We start from the raw sequence: 16,615 nt of genomic DNA on the forward strand, positions 1-16,615 counted from the left end.
TGGTGGTATTCGGTGTTGATTTCTCGAAACGGGCGAATGGAACTGTTTTGAAAACCATATCTGGTTGCTGGCCGAGGTCATCCCGGGAAACCGGATAGATTTACACACACAAAATGTCCCTTAAGCCCCAAATTCCGGGTTTTTCGGCAAGCGGGCTGGCAAAAGCCCAGGTCGCATGATTGGGCTAGTGGATTGCGGTGCCCAGCCAACGTTCAGGAACGTTTAGAACAGAGCAACCAACGTCGCTAGAGTGCTACAGGAGTGCTACACGCAAGACAGCCGAAGAAAAGGAGAACCTCGTGGCTACAGAACGGATCCGCCGAGCAGTACTGGTGGTTGCGCTGCTGAACTTGGCGTACTTCTTCGTTGAGTTTGTGGCGGCTGTCTCGATTGGGTCGGCGTCGTTGTTTGCGGACTCGGCGGACTTCCTGGAGGATACAGCGATTAACTTCCTGGTGTTCTTCGCGGTCGCTTGGCCGGCATCGCGGCGTCGTACGGCGGGCAGTGTGTTGGCGGCGTTGATTCTGATTCCTGCGGTCGCGGCGGTGGTGACCGTTGTTGCGAAGGTGCTGGACCCGGAGCCGCCATCGCCGGAGGGCCTTACGGGGGTCGCGGTTGGTGCGCTCGTGGTGAATGTCGTGTGCGCGGTGATTCTGCTGAGGCTGCGGGACCAGGGGTCGTCGTTGGCGACGGGGGCGTGGCTGGCGGCGCGCAACGACGCACTGGCGAACCTGCTCATCATTGCGGCCGGGTTGCTGACGTTCGTGTGGTCCACTGCCTGGTTCGACATCATCGTTGGCGCCATCATCGCAGCGGTGAACTTCTCAGCTGCGAAGGAAGTCTGGGAGGCGTCCCGCGAGGAGTACGACTCGGTGGAGGAAGCCTTCGCAGAGATGGATGACGACTAGCTCCACACCCCGGAGGCTCCTCGCCGGTGCGTGCCGATCAGATTCGTGTCGATGATGCCAGTAGATTCCATGAGCGCGTACATCGTGACGGGGCCGACGAAGGTGAAGCCACGCTTCTTCAGGTCGCGCGCGAGGCGGCGTGACTCCTCAGACTGGGTTGGAACCTCCTCCATCGTGCGGGGTGTAGGTGTGGTTTCTGGCTGGTAGGACCAGATAAAGGTTGCAAGATCCGTGCCGGTTTCCCGCATTTCGCGGGTGGCGGACGCGTTGGTGAGCACCGCCTGGAGTTTGCGCCGGTTGCGGATCAGGGAGGCGTCGTCAAGAAGATGCTCGATTGAGTCCATCCGTGCGAGGGCGTCGGGGTCGAATCCGTGGAAGGCTTCGCGTAGGGCGTCGCGCTTTTGCAGAATGAGCTTCCACGACAATCCGACTTGGAACCCCTCGAGGCAGAGGCGCTCGAACATTCCGGCCTCGTCGCGGATGGGCATGCCCCATTCGGTGTCGTAGTAGTGGCGTAGGAGCGGATCGTGTGCGGCCCAGGGCGGGCGGCTGAGTCCGTCGTCGCCGGTGATTGGGAATTGTTGCTTCGTTTCTTTATCCATACGTAGTTTGACGTTTTTCTGTCTGGTTCGGTTCCTTGAGTACTCTAGTGTGCATGAACAGGCCAGCAGTTCGAGATTTTGCGCTCTTAGTCATCCGCGCGGTGCTCGGGATCGTGTTTGTTGCGCGTGGGTACCAGCGCTGGTTTGAGCTGGGCATGCGGCGCACTGCGGAGGACTTTGCGGCGATTGGGGTGCCTCAGCCGACGCTGTCGGCGTACCTCGCGGGATTCGTTGAGCTGGTTGGGGGAGCGTTCCTCGTCATTGGTCTGCTGACTACGATCGTCGCGTCGGTACTTGCATTATTGGCGGTGGCGGCAACCTACTTCGTGCATTTGAGCAACGGTTTCTTCATTGCCGATGGCGGTATTGAGTACACGATGGTGCTCGCCGCGGCGTTGTTCGTGGTCATCGTGTTTGGGCCGGGGCGCGCAAGCTTGGACGGGGTGCTCACACGTGATTAGCCATGACGAGATTCAGGCCTGCCTGTCCGCGCGGCTCGACGGGGAGCAACCATCGCTTGACGACGCCATCGTGGACGCCCACCTGGCGCAGTGCGAGGAGTGCGCCGCGTTTTGGGAGCAGGCGCTTTCCTTGTCGCAGACGGTGCGCTTTGCAGAGGTTGACGGCAATGTGGCTCCTCCGAGCGACCTCGCTGACGCGATCCTCGCTGGGGTCAACGACCCGTGGCACGCGATGATGCAGCGCCGCCAAGTCAACGTGATGATTGGCAGGGCCGCGCTGTGTGCGATCGCGGTGTGCTGGATTGTGTGGGCCATCGTTGGGGTCGTCGGTGTGGGCGAGGTGTTGGCGCAGACTCCCGAAGTCGCCGCAGCCACGCTGATGGGGGTTGCGGTCCGCTTCGGCGTGGGTTTGTCGTTGGGGCTCGCGTCCTGGAAACCGGCCCAGATCCCCGGCATCGTGTTGATCGTGGGGACGATGTTCACGTTTACCCTTGGGTTTGCGGTGCTTGATGCTGTGCAGCGTATCGGAGCAGTGGCACCGATGACGGTCATCGCTCCGGGAATCGCGTTGTTGGCGCTCGCCTGGACGTGGATCGCGGACAAAGGCGTGGCCATGCGCCGCGCGTGGCACTTGCTCAACGCAGACCCGACCGGCCTCTAGCGAACTATTTCCAGCTCGGGAACCACATGAGGGACTCGTAGTAGCCGTCGGTGACTCGAAGGCCGTACAGGATCGGACCCCAGTAGACGAAGCTTGCCGCCACAACGGCGAGGTAGACAATCACGATGATTTGGCCGGTGCGAATCGGGGCGCCGGTCAGCTTCACCAGCCACTTAGGTTCCCGTAGCGTGCCTTTCTTCGCGATGTTGCCGAGCGCCAGCGCTAACAGCACCGCGGTAAACGGGATCAGAGCAGTGGCGTAGAAGAAGTACATCTGGCGGTCGAACGCTGCGAGCCAGGGCAGGAAGCCGGCTGCAAAGCCGATGACTGGCACGATGACGCGGAAATCGCGGCGAGTGATCCAGACCCACGCCGCCCACAGCAACACGGGGATGGTGAGCCACCAGATAGCAGGGGTGCCGAAGAGGGAGATCATTTCGCGGCAGGTGTCGCCGTCGCCGCACTCGATGTCAGTGGAGGAGTAGTAGAGGATCGGACGCGCCGCGACGAGCCACGCCCACGGCTTAGAATCCCACGGGTGCGAGTGTCCGCTGGAGCTCGTGAGGGAGCCGTGGAATTCAAGCACGGAGAAGTGGTAGTACAGCCATCCAGCAGCAGCGTCTGGCAGGTTGGCGAGCCACGGCCAGTCGGAGCCTGCGATAGTACCGTCCGCCAGGGAGTGGCGGTAGACGGACGTTTCGGAGGCGAACCATGCGCGCCACGACCAGATGTAGAGGAGCGCGGGCAACAGCACGATCGAGGCGAGTGCAGAGGGCACGTCGCGCACCAGTGCGCCAGCCAGTGGCTTCTCGACGCCATAACGCTTTCGCAGCCACAGATCCCAAAACGCAGACATTAGGCCGTAGAACGCGATGTAGTACAGCCCCGACCACTTCACACCGAGTGCCAGTCCGAGCAACACACCGGTTGCGAAACGCCACCAGCGGAACCCGAGGCGCGGCCCGTACGGACCCGAGGACTGCACAGCACCTGACAGCCAGGCGTCGTGCCAACGCTGGTACACCTGGCGCATGTCACCTGCGAGCGTCCACGCGGCGGCGACGATGAACAGCACCTGGAAGATGTCCAGCATGCCGAATTTGGCTGCGACCAGCAGCACGCCGTCGAAAAGCGCGATGACGCCTGCGATGGCTGCGATCGACGTCGACTGGCTCACGCGTCGGGCGAGCAGGAACGTGAACACGATGACTGCGGTACCAAAGAGCGCCGTCATGATGCGCCAACCCATCGGGGTGTAGCCGAAGACGGTTTCACCAAGCGCGAGGAGCTGTTTGCCCAGCGGCGGGTGCACCACCAGCCCATAGCCGGGGTTGGACTCGATGCCGCCCAGCACGGGGTTAAAGGAGCTGCGCACCATGTCCCAGCCCTGCGGCACGTAGTGTTTCTCGTCGAAGACCGGGGTGCCAGAAGACGTCGGCTGCACCAGCCCGAGGAAGCGCGTGAACAGCGCGAGGACCGTCAGTACCGCCAGCGTCACGGTGTCCCTGCGATGCCATGGCACACTGACTGGTGCTCCCGGCTGGGGCCTGCCAGGCTTCATCAACGCGGGCGTTGGCGACGCTTCACTCTGGACGGTATCGATGGGCGCATTGGTATTCACGTGAATGGATACTACTGTGTTCGCCGCATTATCTGTAGCTGCACCTAGTATCTATTGCATGGATAGTGCAGACACTCAAGCGACGTTGCAACACCAGTTTCCAACACGTGGGGTAGTGCTGGCCGCTACGCCGCTCGGCAATATTGATGACGCCTCGCAGCGGCTTCAGCACGCACTCGCGAACGCAGACGTGATTGCGGCGGAGGATACGCGGCGCACCCGCGCGCTAGCGGCAGCCTTGGGAGTGGAACCGCGTGGGAAGATCATCTCGAATTTTGACCACAACGAAGAGCAGCGGCGGCACGAGTTGCTCGCGGCCGCTCGCAATGGCGTTGTGCTCGTGGTGACGGACGCCGGCATGCCGATTGTGTCCGACCCTGGCCTTTCACTCGTTGCAGCGGCACACGACGCCGGCGTCCCCGTGACTTGCCTGCCTGGCCCCTCTGCTGTCACGACGGCGCTTGCGCTCTCGGGCCTGCATGTAGGCCACTTCATCTTCGATGGCTTTGCTCCACGCAAGGCAGGCGCGCGGGAAGCCTGGCTCAAGGAGCTTGTACACCAACCGCGCGCCGTGTGCTTCTTCGAATCACCGCACCGACTGGCACAGACGCTTGCCGACGCCGCTTCGGTCCTCGGCCGCGATCGACGTGCAGCGGTGTGCCGCGAACTGACAAAAACGTACGAAGAAGTGAAGCGCGCAACCCTTGGTGAACTCGCCGAGTGGGCCAAGGACGGAGTGAGGGGAGAAGTCACCGTTGTCATCGAGGGCGGTGATGCCGCAACAGCGGAGCCGGAAGACCTCGTGGAACTCGTCTTAGAGCTGGTAAGCGGGGGTATGCGGATGAAGGATGCAGTGAAGACTATCGCGAAGCAATATGGGGTGAAATCGAACGAGTTGTACGACTTATCTCAGGCAGCGCGCAGCGCGGAATGATCGCACTTTTCGGCCGAAAATGGGCACTACGTGGACGAATTGGATTAGATATAGCAGCCGAATTCAGTTAACCTGCTAAAGCTTTCTTATTTTCTATGGAATTGAGGAGAATTTTTCATGTCTCAGGGAGACCTGACCCAGGATCCGCATGATCCTGATGCAGAAACTCGGAGTACTGAACAGATAAATTCCGATGAAACCGAAATTGCCGCACCGTCTGCGACGAGCGAGCTTGCCGAGCTCATCGTTGCAGAGCGGCGCGGGGAGCGTAAAGAATCGGTCGACGCAGAGGAGCAGGTTGAGCTTGCTGCGGAGGACGAGAACGCGAAGATTGACTGGAGCATCGTTGTTCCGCTTCTCGTCGTGGTGGCGGCCGTCGTCGCTTGGGGCCTGTTAGCAACAGATAGTTTCTCGAGCTTTGCTGATACGTCCTTCAGCTGGGTGATTAACAACCTTGGCTGGGCGTTCGTGCTCTTCGGCACGATTTTTGTGTTCTTTGTCTTGGTAATCGCGTTTTCGAACTTCGGTACGATCCGCCTGGGCAAGTCGGACGAACAACCGGAGTTTAGAACGTCGTCATGGATTGCGATGATGTTCGCGGCAGGCATGGGCATTGGTCTGATGTTCTACGGTGCGTCTGAGCCGCTGGCGATGTACCGCGATGGTGTCCCTGGCCACCAGCCACACGAAGTGGGCACTGCGCTCGCGCAGACAATGTTCCACTGGAGCCTGCACCCATGGGCGATTTACGCGATCTTGGGCCTTGCGATCGCGTACTCGACGTTCCGCCTCGGCCGCAAGCAACTGCTCTCTAGCGCCTTCATCCCGCTGATTGGTGAAAAGGGCGTGAACGGTTTCTGGGGCAAGCTCATTGATGGTTTTGCAATTTTTGCAACGATTTTCGGTACCGCATGTTCGCTGGGCTTGGGCGCGATGCAGATTAGCTCGGGCCTGAACGCTTCCGGCTTTGTGGATTCGCCGTCGACGAAGCTGACGGTCGGCATCGTGTCCGTCCTGACTCTTGCATTCCTGCTGTCCGCGATGTCGGGCGTCGGCAAGGGGATCCAGTGGCTGTCGAACTTCAATATGGCGATTGCTGCGTTGCTGGCTATTTTCGTGTTCGTCTTCGGCCCAACCGTCAGCACCCTGAACTTCTTGCCGACGGGCGTCGGCGCATACCTGTCCCAGTTTTTTGAGATGGCTGGCCGTACCGCTGAGAATCAGAACGGTGAAGCAGGAGACTTCCTGTCCGGTTGGACCATCTTCTACTGGGCATGGTGGATTTCCTGGTCACCATTCGTTGGTACCTTCCTGGCACGTATTTCCCGTGGCCGCACCATCCGCGAGTTCTGCCTCGGTGTCATGCTGATCCCGGCAGGCCTGTCCACCGTGTGGTTCGCAATCTTCGGTGGTACTGCGATCAAGTTCGAGCAGGAGGGCCGCTCCATCTACGGTGAAGGTACCTCTGAGGAGCAGCTGTTTAACCTGCTGCACCAGCTGCCTGGTGGCTTCTACATTGGTATTTTCGCGGTGATCCTGCTGGGTACGTTCTTTATTACTTCGGCGGACTCGGCTTCGACCGTGATGGCGTCTATGTCGCAGAACGGTAAGTCGGATGCGAACCCATGGATCGCAGCTGTCTGGGGCCTTGGCACCGCATTCGTTGGCCTGACGCTGCTGATCGCTGGCGGCTCTGACGCGCTGGGTGCGCTGCAGTCGGTGACGATTGTCGCAGCAACGCCGTTCTTGCTCATCCTGATCTTGCTGATGTTCGCGATTGTGAAGGACGTGTCCAACGACACTATTTACCTGGACAAGAAGGAACAGGATCGCTTCAACCGCCAGTTGGCTATTGAACGCCGTATGCACCGCGACCAGCTCGAGCTTGATAGGAAGAAGGAGCAGGTCAAGCGCATGTTGCGTCCGCGTAACTAAGCTCTGACATCCTGCGGTGAATACCGCTCATGGCCCCGATATGACCCGAAACATGGGTTGTGTCGGGGCCATAACTTATGCTTAAGGGCATGACTTCTGCGAAGACTCAAAAAAATATCCTTGTGTGCGTTGCGTGGCCATATGCGAACGGCCCCCGCCACATCGGCCACGTAGCTGGTTTCGGGGTACCTTCTGACGTGTTTGCGCGCTATCAGCGTATGGCTGGCAACAACGTCCTGATGGTCTCCGGCACCGACGAACACGGGACCCCGCTGTTGGTGCAGGCGGACAAGGAAGGCGTGAGCGTCAAGGAGCTCGCAGACCGCTACAACGAACAGATCGTGCACGACTTGGCCGGTTTGGGTCTGTCCTACGACCTGTTTACTCGCACGTCGACTCGTAACCACTATGCCGTGGTGCAGCAGCTGTTTAAGGGACTGTACGCCAACGGTTACATGATCAAGGAGACGACGCAGGGCGCGATCTCTCCTTCGAATGGCCGTACGCTGCCGGACCGCTACATTGAGGGCACCTGCCCAATCTGCGGCGCGACTGACGCTCGTGGTGACCAGTGCGATACCTGCGGTAACCAGCTGGACCCAGCAGATCTGATCAACCCTGTCTCCAAGATCAACGGCGAGACGCCGAAGTTTGTTGAGACCGAGCACTTCATGCTGGATCTCCCGGCGCTGCACGACGCGTTGAAGACGTGGCTGAGCACCCGTGAGAAGTGGCGCCCGAACGTGCTGAAGTTCTCGTTGAACCTCTTGGAGGACATGCGTCCGCGCGCAATGACGCGTGACATCGACTGGGGCATCCCTATCCCGGTCGAGGACTGGCAGGACAACCCATCGAAGAAGCTCTATGTATGGTTTGACGCGGTGGTCGGCTACTTGTCTGCCTCGATTGAGTGGGCGGAGCGAAGCGGTAACCCGGATGCGTGGAAGACGTTCTGGCAGGACCCAGAAACGGCGAGCTACTACTTCATGGGCAAGGACAACATCACGTTCCACTCACAGATCTGGCCAGCGGAGCTGCTCGGCTACGCGGGCAAGGGCTCGCATGGTGGACAGGAACACGAGCTGGGCACCCTGAATCTTCCGACTGAGGTTGTGTCCTCGGAGTTCCTGACCATGTCCGGTTCGAAGTTCTCGTCTTCGAAGGGCGTAGTCATCTATGTCAAGGACTTCCTGAAAGAGTTCGGTGCGGACCCGTTGCGCTACTTCATTGCGGTGGCCGGACCGGAGAACAACGACACGGACTTCACCTGGGACGAGTTCGTGCGTCGCGTGAACAACGAGCTGGCGAATGGCTGGGGCAACCTGGTCAACCGCACTGTGTCGATGGCGCACAAGAACTTCGGCGAGGTTCCAGAACCAGGAGAGCTCGCCGAAGTGGACGAGAAAATCCTTGAATTGGCGGAATCCACGTTTGTTTCCGCAGGCAAGGACTTGGCCGAGGCTCACTTTAAGAGCGCGATCACCAAGATCATGCACGTGGTCGGGGAGACCAACGCGTACATCGCGGACCAGGAGCCGTGGAAGCTCGCGAAGGATCCGGAACAGCGCACTCGTCTGGCGACGGTCCTGTGGACCGCACTGCAGGTGGTCAGCGACTGCAATGCGATGCTGACCCCGTTCCTTCCGCACACGGCGCAGAAGGCACACGAGACCCTCGGCCGGACTGGTGTGTGGGCGGCAGAGCCGTCCATCGTTGAGGTTCGCGATGACGCTGACTACGATCTCGTCGGCGTCGGCCTGCCGGAGCGCGGCCAGACCTACCTCACCATCACCGGCGACTACTCCGAGCAGCAGGCGACATGGAAGCGCGTGCCAATGGAGCCCGGCGTGGCACTGTCGAAGCCGAAGCCACTGGTGGCGAAGCTCGATCCGGAGCTCGGGGAGACCGGCCCGGAGTGGGCGCCTGTGCAGTAACGCTGCGGCAGCGCTAGAGTGCTTCGAGTGTTTGCTCTTGTACTTTTCGTCGCTGTCATTAGTGCCTCACTGAATTTGCGTGCGGGCATTGCCTCCGTCGGGTCTGTACTTGACCAGGTCAGCGCATACTATGACGCCCCGGCATGGGTCGGTGGCGTCATCACGGCGATCCCCGGCACGCTCTTCTTCCTGGTCGGTATCTGTGCGGTACCGATTGCGCGGCGGTTTGGCCTCACCCCCGTCATTCTGGGCGCTGCGGGGTTGCTGACCGCGGGCTTGGGGTTGCGCCCCTTCGCACCCGATATCGCGATGTTCTTACTCGCGACGGTGGGCGCGGCCGGCGCCATCGCACTTATGAACGTGTTGCTGCCTGCGTGGATCAAGCAGCATGGCGGGCGCTACATCGTCGCCCTGACCACGGTGTACTCCGTAACGCTGGGTTTATCGTCGGCGGCTGGCCCGCTCAGCGCGTTGGTGACATCCTCGTGGCAGTCGGCACTCGGCCTGTGGGCGGTGACGGCTGTCGTGCAGCTGGCGGTTTGGGTATTTGTGCTCTTCAAGTTCGGGAGGGACATCCCCGGGAGCAAGGCTTCGACCCCGCAGGACGGCGCGGTTGCTACGATAGAAGCACCGGTGTGGAAGTCGCTCACTGCGGTGGCCTTGATGCTCTTCTTCGGGTTGCAGTCAACCAGCGCGTATATCCAGATGGGGTGGTTGCCCGCCATTTTCATTGACGCCGGGGTTGCCCCTTCCACCGCAGCCACGGGACTGGGGCTGCTTGGCGCGGTAGGCATGGTTGGTGGGCTTGTGCTGCCGACGGTCATCTCTCGCGCGCGGACGCTGACGCCGCTGGTGGTGCTGTTTGCGCTCTCGACGGCCACTGGGTATCTCGGCTTGTACTTCGCACCGGCAGCATCACCGCTGGGCTGGAGCCTCCTCCTGGGCTTCGGCGGGTGCTGCTTCCCGCTAGCAATCGCACTGATCCCGGCGCGCACACGCGACCCGCTAGTCACTGCACGGCTGTCGGGTTTTGTGCAGCCGGTCGGGTACGTGCTCGCGGCAACGGGTCCGCTGCTCATTGGCGTGGCCTATGGGCGGATCGGGGAGTTCCAGCCGATCCTGATCGCGCTGGTCATCATGGCGTTGGTCATGGGGGTTGTTGGCATCGTGGCGGCGCGTCACGTCGTTATTGACGATGAGCTTAGTGCTGCAAGCCGCTGAGGAACTGTTCCAGGAACGTGGTGAGTTTGCCGGTTGCGTCGTCGTCGAAGCGGGCGTCGACAACCATGATGGGGGCGGTGTATTTGGGGGAGTTGGTGTCGGCATCGCGGACGACGACGAGGTCCGTGCCGTAGTCATCTTTCAGGAGTTTCCAGGTAAATCCGTAGTCGCGGACGAATGCGTCGCCGAGGGCGGTGCCGACGATACGGGCTGTGTCGCCGCGCGGGTAGCTGCGTTGTGCGTCGCGGGGAAGTGCGAGGAAATCCTCGAGTAGCCCTTCGAACCGCTCGATGATTACTCGTGCAGGGCCATTGAGCTTCTGCGCCGCTGCCTCGGCGAGTGCGTTGTCGATGCTGGTTTGGGTCTGTGCGTCAATCGCGTGGAATGTCATAGGCTCTATCGTATGAGCAAAAAGAAACCTCGCCCGACACCAGTACCAGCGGCTCTTATACCAGGGCTTATCGACGCCCACACACACCTAGCCTCTATCGGAGCCACCACGCAGGCGGATATCGATGCGATTATGGAGCGTGCGTTGAGCGCCGGTGTGGAGCGGGTATGCACCGTGGGCGATGGGCTCGCGGAAGCAGAGCAGGCGCTTGCTGCCGCGCACATGCATGAGGGCGTGTTCGCAGCGTGCGCGATCCATCCGACGCGAGCCGCCGAGCTCGACGACGCGACGCGGGAACGGCTCACGCAGATGGCCTCGGACGCTCGGTGTGTTGCGGTGGGGGAGACAGGCATCGATACGTATTGGATCCGCCACGACGCCGAGAACACTGCTGACCTTGCCACGCAAGAAGAGGCGTTTCGTTGGCACATTCAGCTCGCCGTGGACTCCGGCAAGGCATTGATGATCCATAACCGTGAGGGGGATGCGGACATGATGCGGATTCTCGCGGATGCGCCGAAACCGGAGCATGTGATTTTGCACTGCTTCTCCTCACCCCTTGACGTGGCGCGGGAGGCGATTGAGCGTGGCTATGTGCTCTCCTTTGCCGGCAACGTTACGTTTAAGCGCAATGAGGAGCTGCGGGAGGCGGCGGCTTTGGCGCCGGTGGGCCAGCTGCTCATCGAAACCGATGCGCCGTATATGACTCCGGAGCCGTTTCGAGGTTCGCGCAATGAGCCATCGCTGATTGGGCATACGGCACACGTGGTTGCGCAAGCTCGGGGAGTGGACGTCGAGACGCTGGCGAGCGAGGTATCCGCTACCTTCGATCGCGTCTATGGTCTGGGATGATGCTGTGCACGTGTCCGGGAACACACTGGGCGCAAGTAAGCGTTGTCCCAGGTCGGCTGTGAGTGGTGTGAATCGCGTGGCGCGAGTGAACGTGTCCACCATGGTGTGCAAACATGTGCTGGTAAAACGGTAGAAGTTACCGTATTGTTATCGAAGTATTATTTCGTGACGAAGGGGAATGACGCTTTATGGGCTCGCGTATCCAGCACAACAACACCGCAACGAAGCGAATCGCCGTCGGGGCACTCGCAGGTGTTGTCATTGCAGCCGGCACCACCACGGCGCTCGCCGCGCAGAAGGACGTCACAGTGGACGTCAACGGTGAGGCGACCTCGCTGAAGACCTTCTCGGGTGACGTCGCGGGTGCGTTGCAGGCTGCGGGCGTTGAGATCAAGGACAGTGACGTTGTGTACCCGGCGCCTGCTGAGAAGCTGTCGAACGGCGATACCGTGACCGTTCGTACTGCGAAGCCAGTCGCCGTCGTCGTCGACGGGGTGGCAAAGGAAATCACCTCGACAGCGCTGACTGTTGGTGAAGTCATGGACGAGGTCGGGGTGTCCCCGGCTTCCTCGTCGGACCTAAACAAGGACACCAAGCTTGTCGACGGCCTCAATGTCGACGTGACCACCCCGAAGATCATCGCGATCAATGACGGTGGGAACGTGACCTACGCGTCGGTTGCGAAGAAAACCGTAGGCGAGCTCCTCGCGGACCGTGGCATCACCTTCGACTCCGATGATCGTTTGAACCACCCGCTTGATGCCGCGGTGTACCCGAACATGGAGATCGTGCTCGACCGCGTCAACGTGGTGAAGCGTGCTGAGGTCCTGCCAATCGAGGCACCGGTTGAGTACGTCGATGATGAAGAGCTGGAAACCGGCAACGAAGAGGTGCTGGAGGAAGGCAAGGACGGAGAGAAGGAAATTCTCCACGAGACCGTTCTGGTCAATGGCAAGGTTGAATCCGAGGGCATTGCAGGTGAGCGCGAGGTTCGTGCGCCGAAGGCGGCGAAGGTGCGACGCGGTACCAAGGAGTCAGCGAATGCTCCCGCAGTAGCAGCTGGTTCGGTATGGGACACGTTGGCGCAGTGTGAGTCTGGTGGCAACTGGTCCATCAACACGGGTAATGGCTACCACGGCGGCTTGCAGTTCTCTGCGTCGACGTGGGCAGCGTACGGCGGCACCCAGTACGCGCCGACCGCTGACCAGGCGACCCGCGAGCAGCAGATCGCAATCGCCCAGAAAACGCAGGCATCCCAGGGGTGGGGTGCGTGGCCTGCATGTACCGCACGGATGGGGTTGCGCTAACCTCGTCAGGTATGAGCGAAACCCAACTGCTTGGCCCGGTAGAAATCCGTGAGCTTGCGGCTGCACTAGGTGTCACCCCAACGAAACGGCTGGGGCAGAACTTCGTGCACGACCCGAATACCGTGCGGCGTATCGTTGCCGCAGCGGAGCTTTCCCCAGACGACCGCGTGGTCGAGGTCGGTCCTGGTCTCGGGTCACTGACGCTTGGCCTGCTCGATGAGGCAGCGCACGTGACAGCGCTTGAGATCGATGACAGGCTGGCACAGCAGCTGGGTAAAACGGTGGAGCTTCGAGCACCTTCGGCCGCGCACAAGCTGGATATCGTGCACATGGACGCGCTGAAGACTACGCAGCGTGATGTTCCCGGGGAGCCAACGGCTCTCGTTGCGAACCTGCCGTACAACGTTTCGGTGCCGGTGTTGTTACACCTGCTTGCGGAGTTCCCTTCCATTCGCCGCGTGCTCGTGATGGTGCAGAAAGAGGTCGCTGACCGCCTTGCCGCGAAGCCAGGCACGAAGATTTACGGCGTGCCTAGCGTAAAAGCGGCGTTTTATGGCGAGGTGTCGCAGGCAGGGACCATCGGCAAGCACGTCTTCTGGCCGGCTCCGAATATCGAGTCAGGGCTTGTTCGCATCGACGTCGATCCGGGGCGCGACCGCAGCGTGCGCGACAAGGTTTTCCCACTTATCGACGCCGCCTTCGCCCAACGCCGCAAGACGCTGCGCTCAACGCTCGCATCGGTGTACGGTTCCCCCGTGGAGGCCGAGGCAGCCCTGCGTGAGGTCGGCATCGATCCTGGACTGCGTGGCGAGAAGCTTGGAGTGGAGGACTTTGTCAGGCTAGGGGAGGCCCGATGAGCGGCAACACGCGGGAGTTTGTTGCATCAGCGCCCGGCAAAGTGAACCTACACCTCGGCGTCGGCAACGCGCGTGCCGACGGCTACCACGAGTTGGTAACGGTTTTCCAGGCCGTCGAGCGCCGCGAGCGAGTTCGCATCGTCGTCGAGGATGAGTCGGCATGCGTCGAATCTGGCTCCGTGGTCGTTGGGATGCAGACGCACTTCCACGTGGACGTACCAGACGAGGATATCGATACGCCTCGAAACCTGACGTGGCGTGCGGTTGATGCCGTCGTCGACGCCGTCCGGGCCCGCAGTGGCGTGCAAGGATTGTCGTTGCCGAAGGCGAAGCTGGTCGTCGACAAGCATGTGTTTGTGGCAGGCGGGATGGCGGGCGGTTCCGCAGATGCCGCGGCTGGGCTCGTCGCGGCGAACGCCTACGTGGAGCGGTACTGCGGTGAGCGGCTCAGCGAAGAAGATCTCTACGACCTTGCAGTCGGGCTGGGAGCGGACGTGCCGTTTGCACTCCACGGACACACAGCGCTTGGCACCGGGCGTGGCGACGCCCTCGTTGAGGTCCTCGGGCGCGGCACGTACTGGTGGGTGTTTTGCAATCCGAAGATTGGGATTTCGACGGGCAAGGCCTTCGAAACACTCGATGACCTGCGTCACGACAACCCGGCACTCGTACCGCATTTGGACACGGCCGCGCTGTCGCAGGCACTCGTGACGGGCGACCCGCGCGAGCTAGCGAAGCACCTGCACAACGATTTGGAAGCTGCAGCGGTGGCGATGCGCCCACGCATCGCAGCCCTGATCACACGCATCGAATCCGAAACTGAACTTGTAGCCCGCGCGATTGTTTCTGGGTCCGGGCCGACGATCGCCGCACTGTGCTTCGACGAAGAAGCCGCGCGGGCGCTTGAAACGGTGCTTCGTGACAACGTCGAGGGCGTCGAGGTGTTCTGTACTTCCGGCCCGTCTGCGGGGGCGCAACTCGAGGCGTAGGCTACGATGGGTTTGCTATGGCGAACAAACGATAAGGTCAACGATAGTAAACAGGCATAAAAATATCCCCCTACCGGCACTAGGCCAGTAGGGGGTTTGTTTAGTTGAACGAGGCGTTGTAGCGCTCAGTGTCTTCTGGATTGTCCTGGTCCACGTACCCGCCTCCCCACGAGCGTCCGTAAACCTCGTGGTCGGAGCCGATATGGACTCCTCGGAAGTCGCAGGCCATAATCTCGGAGATTGTCTGAGCTGCCCAGCCCGCCTTCTCCTCGGGGACTTCTGCGATGATTTCGTCGTGCACAGGGAGTCGGAGGTAGGGGCCGAACCCCTCGTCTACGAGACGAAGGATTGCGGAGGCGGTAATATCCCGGCTCGTTGACTGAATCATGTAGTTCAGCGCTGCGTACGGGCGGTCCGGGTCCACCGGAAGGTACCTGCCTACCGGGGTGACGATGTAGCCCTTCGCCTTCGCCTCTTCTTGCAACCGCACAGAGAGTTTGTGGACTCCAGGGTAGGTCTTCTCGAACCCGGTGATTACCTCCTTCGCCTTCTTTACGGAGATTCCGCACGTAGAGGCGATATTGCCTGCGCCGGAGCCGTAGACGTACGCGAAGTTCACGGTTTTACCGACCGACCGTTCGACGCCGGAGGCGTCGGCAGTCATCTGGTGAAGGTCCGCGTCGTTAGCGAACGCCTCTCGCATGTTCTTATCGCCAGACAAAGCAGCGAGCACTCGCAATTCCTGTGCTTGGTAGTCGCAGGCAACGATACTGTTGCCCTCGGAGGCAATGAAGCACCGGCGAATCTCCCACCCGGAGGAGGGGAGGGTCTGCGCGGGGATTCCAGTCACCGACATGCGAGCGGTTCTTGCAGCCAGCGTGTTGATGTTCGCGTGGATTCTACCCTGCGGGTCCTGGCCCTCCAGGAACTTCTCAACCCACGACGCCCGCTTCTTCTTTGCTGCTTTCGCAGCAATCACATAGTCGGCAAGCAGGAAGCCCTTCTCACTCAGCTCGTCCAGGATCGACTTGTCAACCTTCCAGTTGCCGGAGGGGGTGAGTTCCGTGAGCCGGTATCCGTTCTCGAAGATAGCGTCTGCCACCTGCGCAGTGCTGTTCACAGAGTCAACGCCGAACTGGTCGAGGGCGAACCACTCCCACACGTCCTGCTCTTCCTGGAGGCTGGAAGCAAGACGCTGGCAGTAGTCGGTATCAACCAGGAAGCCAGACTGCTCCATCTGGTTGCACGCTGCTGCTACACGGTGCTCGTACTCGATAAGTCCGAGGTTGAACTCTGGGATTGCCTGGTTCATCTTCTCCAGCTCGTTCAGGAGGATGTTGTGGAGACCGTAGGTGAGCACCACGTCCATACCGGCGTACCGGAGGTACGTCTCGTTATCCCACGGGATGGTGCTAAACAGCTCAGTCTTCTTCAGGCCGGTCTCCTTCGACATGAGGGACATGCTCCCCTTGACGTCCGTGGCTATTTCGTCGCTGATGAACGCCCGAGTAAGGTCGATCAAACTCTGGCCTGTACCACCCTCTCGAGAGGATCTCGGGTCATGCAGGGATGCCAGGATTTTTGTGTCAGTGACGTTATTCCAGTCGATGTCGTAGTCGAACGCCTGCTTGATTGCGAGAATGTCGAAGCTCGCGTTGTGGAAAATGAGCTTTCGACCGCCCAGGAGGGATTCCAGAAGGTCCGCGTCCGCAGGAACAACCTCTGTCGGAATCACCCAGGCCTCCAGGCCCGCACCTATCTGGACTGTTCGCACCCGGAAGTCTTCCGAGAAGATGTCCAGCCCTGTCGTTTCGGTATCCACGGCGAGTGGAACACCCCGCTTGCTAGACAGCCATTCTTTTAGTGATTCCAGCTCCTCCGGCTTCTCTAGCACCTGGATAACTGCTGTACGGCCTGCGATAGCCTGGGTAATCTCAATCAT

The 16,615-nt window shown here is 60.7% G+C and carries 15 protein-coding genes; 11 read left to right on the forward strand and 4 right to left on the reverse strand.

Features of this window, described 5'->3' with window-relative positions:
- Positions 1-299 precede the first annotated feature (299 nt).
- Positions 300-908, forward strand: a complete 609-nt coding sequence (locus BJP06_RS06245; RefSeq protein ID WP_070362816.1) for a cation transporter — start codon at positions 300-302, stop codon at positions 906-908.
- On the opposite strand, the gene BJP06_RS06250 is transcribed toward BJP06_RS06245, so the two are convergent.
- On the reverse strand, positions 905-1,510 hold the full coding sequence (locus tag BJP06_RS06250; protein WP_071573223.1) for a DNA-3-methyladenine glycosylase I: 606 nt from the start codon (positions 1,508-1,510) through the stop codon (positions 905-907). The two genes, BJP06_RS06245 and BJP06_RS06250, sit on opposite strands and share 4 nt — an antisense overlap.
- A 53-nt stretch (positions 1,511-1,563) precedes the next feature.
- Between BJP06_RS06250 and BJP06_RS06255 the strand changes: the two genes are divergently transcribed.
- Complete coding sequence (locus BJP06_RS06255) at positions 1,564-1,971, forward strand: DoxX family protein (RefSeq protein ID WP_070976133.1); 408 nt, start codon at positions 1,564-1,566, stop codon at positions 1,969-1,971.
- Positions 1,964-2,632, forward strand: coding sequence for a zf-HC2 domain-containing protein (locus BJP06_RS06260; RefSeq protein ID WP_070362813.1), 669 nt, complete (start codon positions 1,964-1,966; stop codon positions 2,630-2,632). Before BJP06_RS06255 ends, BJP06_RS06260 begins: the two co-directional genes overlap by 8 nt.
- A gap of 4 nt (positions 2,633-2,636) precedes the next feature.
- On the opposite strand, the gene BJP06_RS06265 is transcribed toward BJP06_RS06260, so the two are convergent.
- Positions 2,637-4,193 carry a dolichyl-phosphate-mannose--protein mannosyltransferase gene (locus BJP06_RS06265; protein ID WP_071573418.1) on the reverse strand — a complete coding sequence of 519 codons (1,557 nt, stop codon included), beginning with the start codon at positions 4,191-4,193 and terminating at the stop codon, positions 2,637-2,639.
- 118 nt (positions 4,194-4,311) lie between these two features.
- Here BJP06_RS06265 and rsmI point away from each other — a divergent pair, with 118 nt between their 5' ends.
- The 4 genes from rsmI (at position 4,312) to BJP06_RS06285 (ending at position 10,277) form a co-directional block, all read left to right on the forward strand.
- On the forward strand, positions 4,312-5,187 hold the full coding sequence (rsmI, locus tag BJP06_RS06270; RefSeq protein WP_071573224.1) for a 16S rRNA (cytidine(1402)-2'-O)-methyltransferase: 876 nt from the start codon (positions 4,312-4,314) through the stop codon (positions 5,185-5,187).
- Between the two features lie 117 nt (positions 5,188-5,304).
- Positions 5,305-7,122 (forward strand): BCCT family transporter, encoded by a 1,818-nt coding sequence (locus BJP06_RS06275; RefSeq protein ID WP_083433219.1) that lies wholly within the window; start codon positions 5,305-5,307, stop codon positions 7,120-7,122.
- An 89-nt stretch (positions 7,123-7,211) separates the two neighbouring features.
- The gene (gene metG / locus BJP06_RS06280) at positions 7,212-9,056 is read left to right on the forward strand and encodes a methionine--tRNA ligase (protein WP_071573421.1); all 1,845 of its coding nucleotides are present in this window, start codon (positions 7,212-7,214) and stop codon (positions 9,054-9,056) included.
- A gap of 27 nt (positions 9,057-9,083) precedes the next feature.
- Positions 9,084-10,277 carry an MFS transporter gene (locus BJP06_RS06285; protein WP_143110571.1) on the forward strand — a complete coding sequence of 398 codons (1,194 nt, stop codon included), beginning with the start codon at positions 9,084-9,086 and terminating at the stop codon, positions 10,275-10,277.
- Here BJP06_RS06285 and BJP06_RS06290 read toward each other — a convergent pair.
- Positions 10,258-10,668 (reverse strand): DUF3806 domain-containing protein, encoded by a 411-nt coding sequence (locus tag BJP06_RS06290; RefSeq protein ID WP_071573226.1) that lies wholly within the window; start codon positions 10,666-10,668, stop codon positions 10,258-10,260. The two genes, BJP06_RS06285 and BJP06_RS06290, sit on opposite strands and share 20 nt — an antisense overlap.
- Before the next feature lie 12 nt (positions 10,669-10,680).
- On the opposite strand from BJP06_RS06290, the gene BJP06_RS06295 reads away from it, so the two are divergent.
- The 4 genes from BJP06_RS06295 to BJP06_RS06310 all read left to right on the forward strand — a co-directional run bounded on the left by BJP06_RS06295 (position 10,681) and on the right by BJP06_RS06310 (position 14,673).
- Positions 10,681-11,520: a TatD family hydrolase gene (locus tag BJP06_RS06295; RefSeq protein WP_071573227.1), complete on the forward strand. Its 840-nt coding sequence runs from the start codon at positions 10,681-10,683 to the stop codon at positions 11,518-11,520.
- A 188-nt stretch (positions 11,521-11,708) separates the two neighbouring features.
- Positions 11,709-12,827, forward strand: a complete 1,119-nt coding sequence (locus BJP06_RS06300) for a resuscitation-promoting factor (RefSeq protein ID WP_071573228.1) — start codon at positions 11,709-11,711, stop codon at positions 12,825-12,827.
- A gap of 11 nt (positions 12,828-12,838) precedes the next feature.
- Positions 12,839-13,684 carry a 16S rRNA (adenine(1518)-N(6)/adenine(1519)-N(6))-dimethyltransferase RsmA gene (rsmA, locus tag BJP06_RS06305; RefSeq protein ID WP_071573229.1) on the forward strand — a complete coding sequence of 282 codons (846 nt, stop codon included), beginning with the start codon at positions 12,839-12,841 and terminating at the stop codon, positions 13,682-13,684.
- Complete coding sequence (locus BJP06_RS06310) at positions 13,681-14,673, forward strand: 4-(cytidine 5'-diphospho)-2-C-methyl-D-erythritol kinase (protein WP_071573230.1); 993 nt, start codon at positions 13,681-13,683, stop codon at positions 14,671-14,673. Before rsmA ends, BJP06_RS06310 begins: the two co-directional genes overlap by 4 nt.
- A gap of 100 nt (positions 14,674-14,773) precedes the next feature.
- On the opposite strand, the gene BJP06_RS06315 is transcribed toward BJP06_RS06310, so the two are convergent.
- Complete coding sequence (locus tag BJP06_RS06315) at positions 14,774-16,615, reverse strand: DNA polymerase (protein WP_071573231.1); 1,842 nt, start codon at positions 16,613-16,615, stop codon at positions 14,774-14,776.

Source organism: Corynebacterium sp. NML120713, assembly GCF_001875735.1.
GTDB classification, from domain to species: Bacteria; Actinomycetota; Actinomycetes; order Mycobacteriales; family Mycobacteriaceae; genus Corynebacterium; species Corynebacterium pseudogenitalium.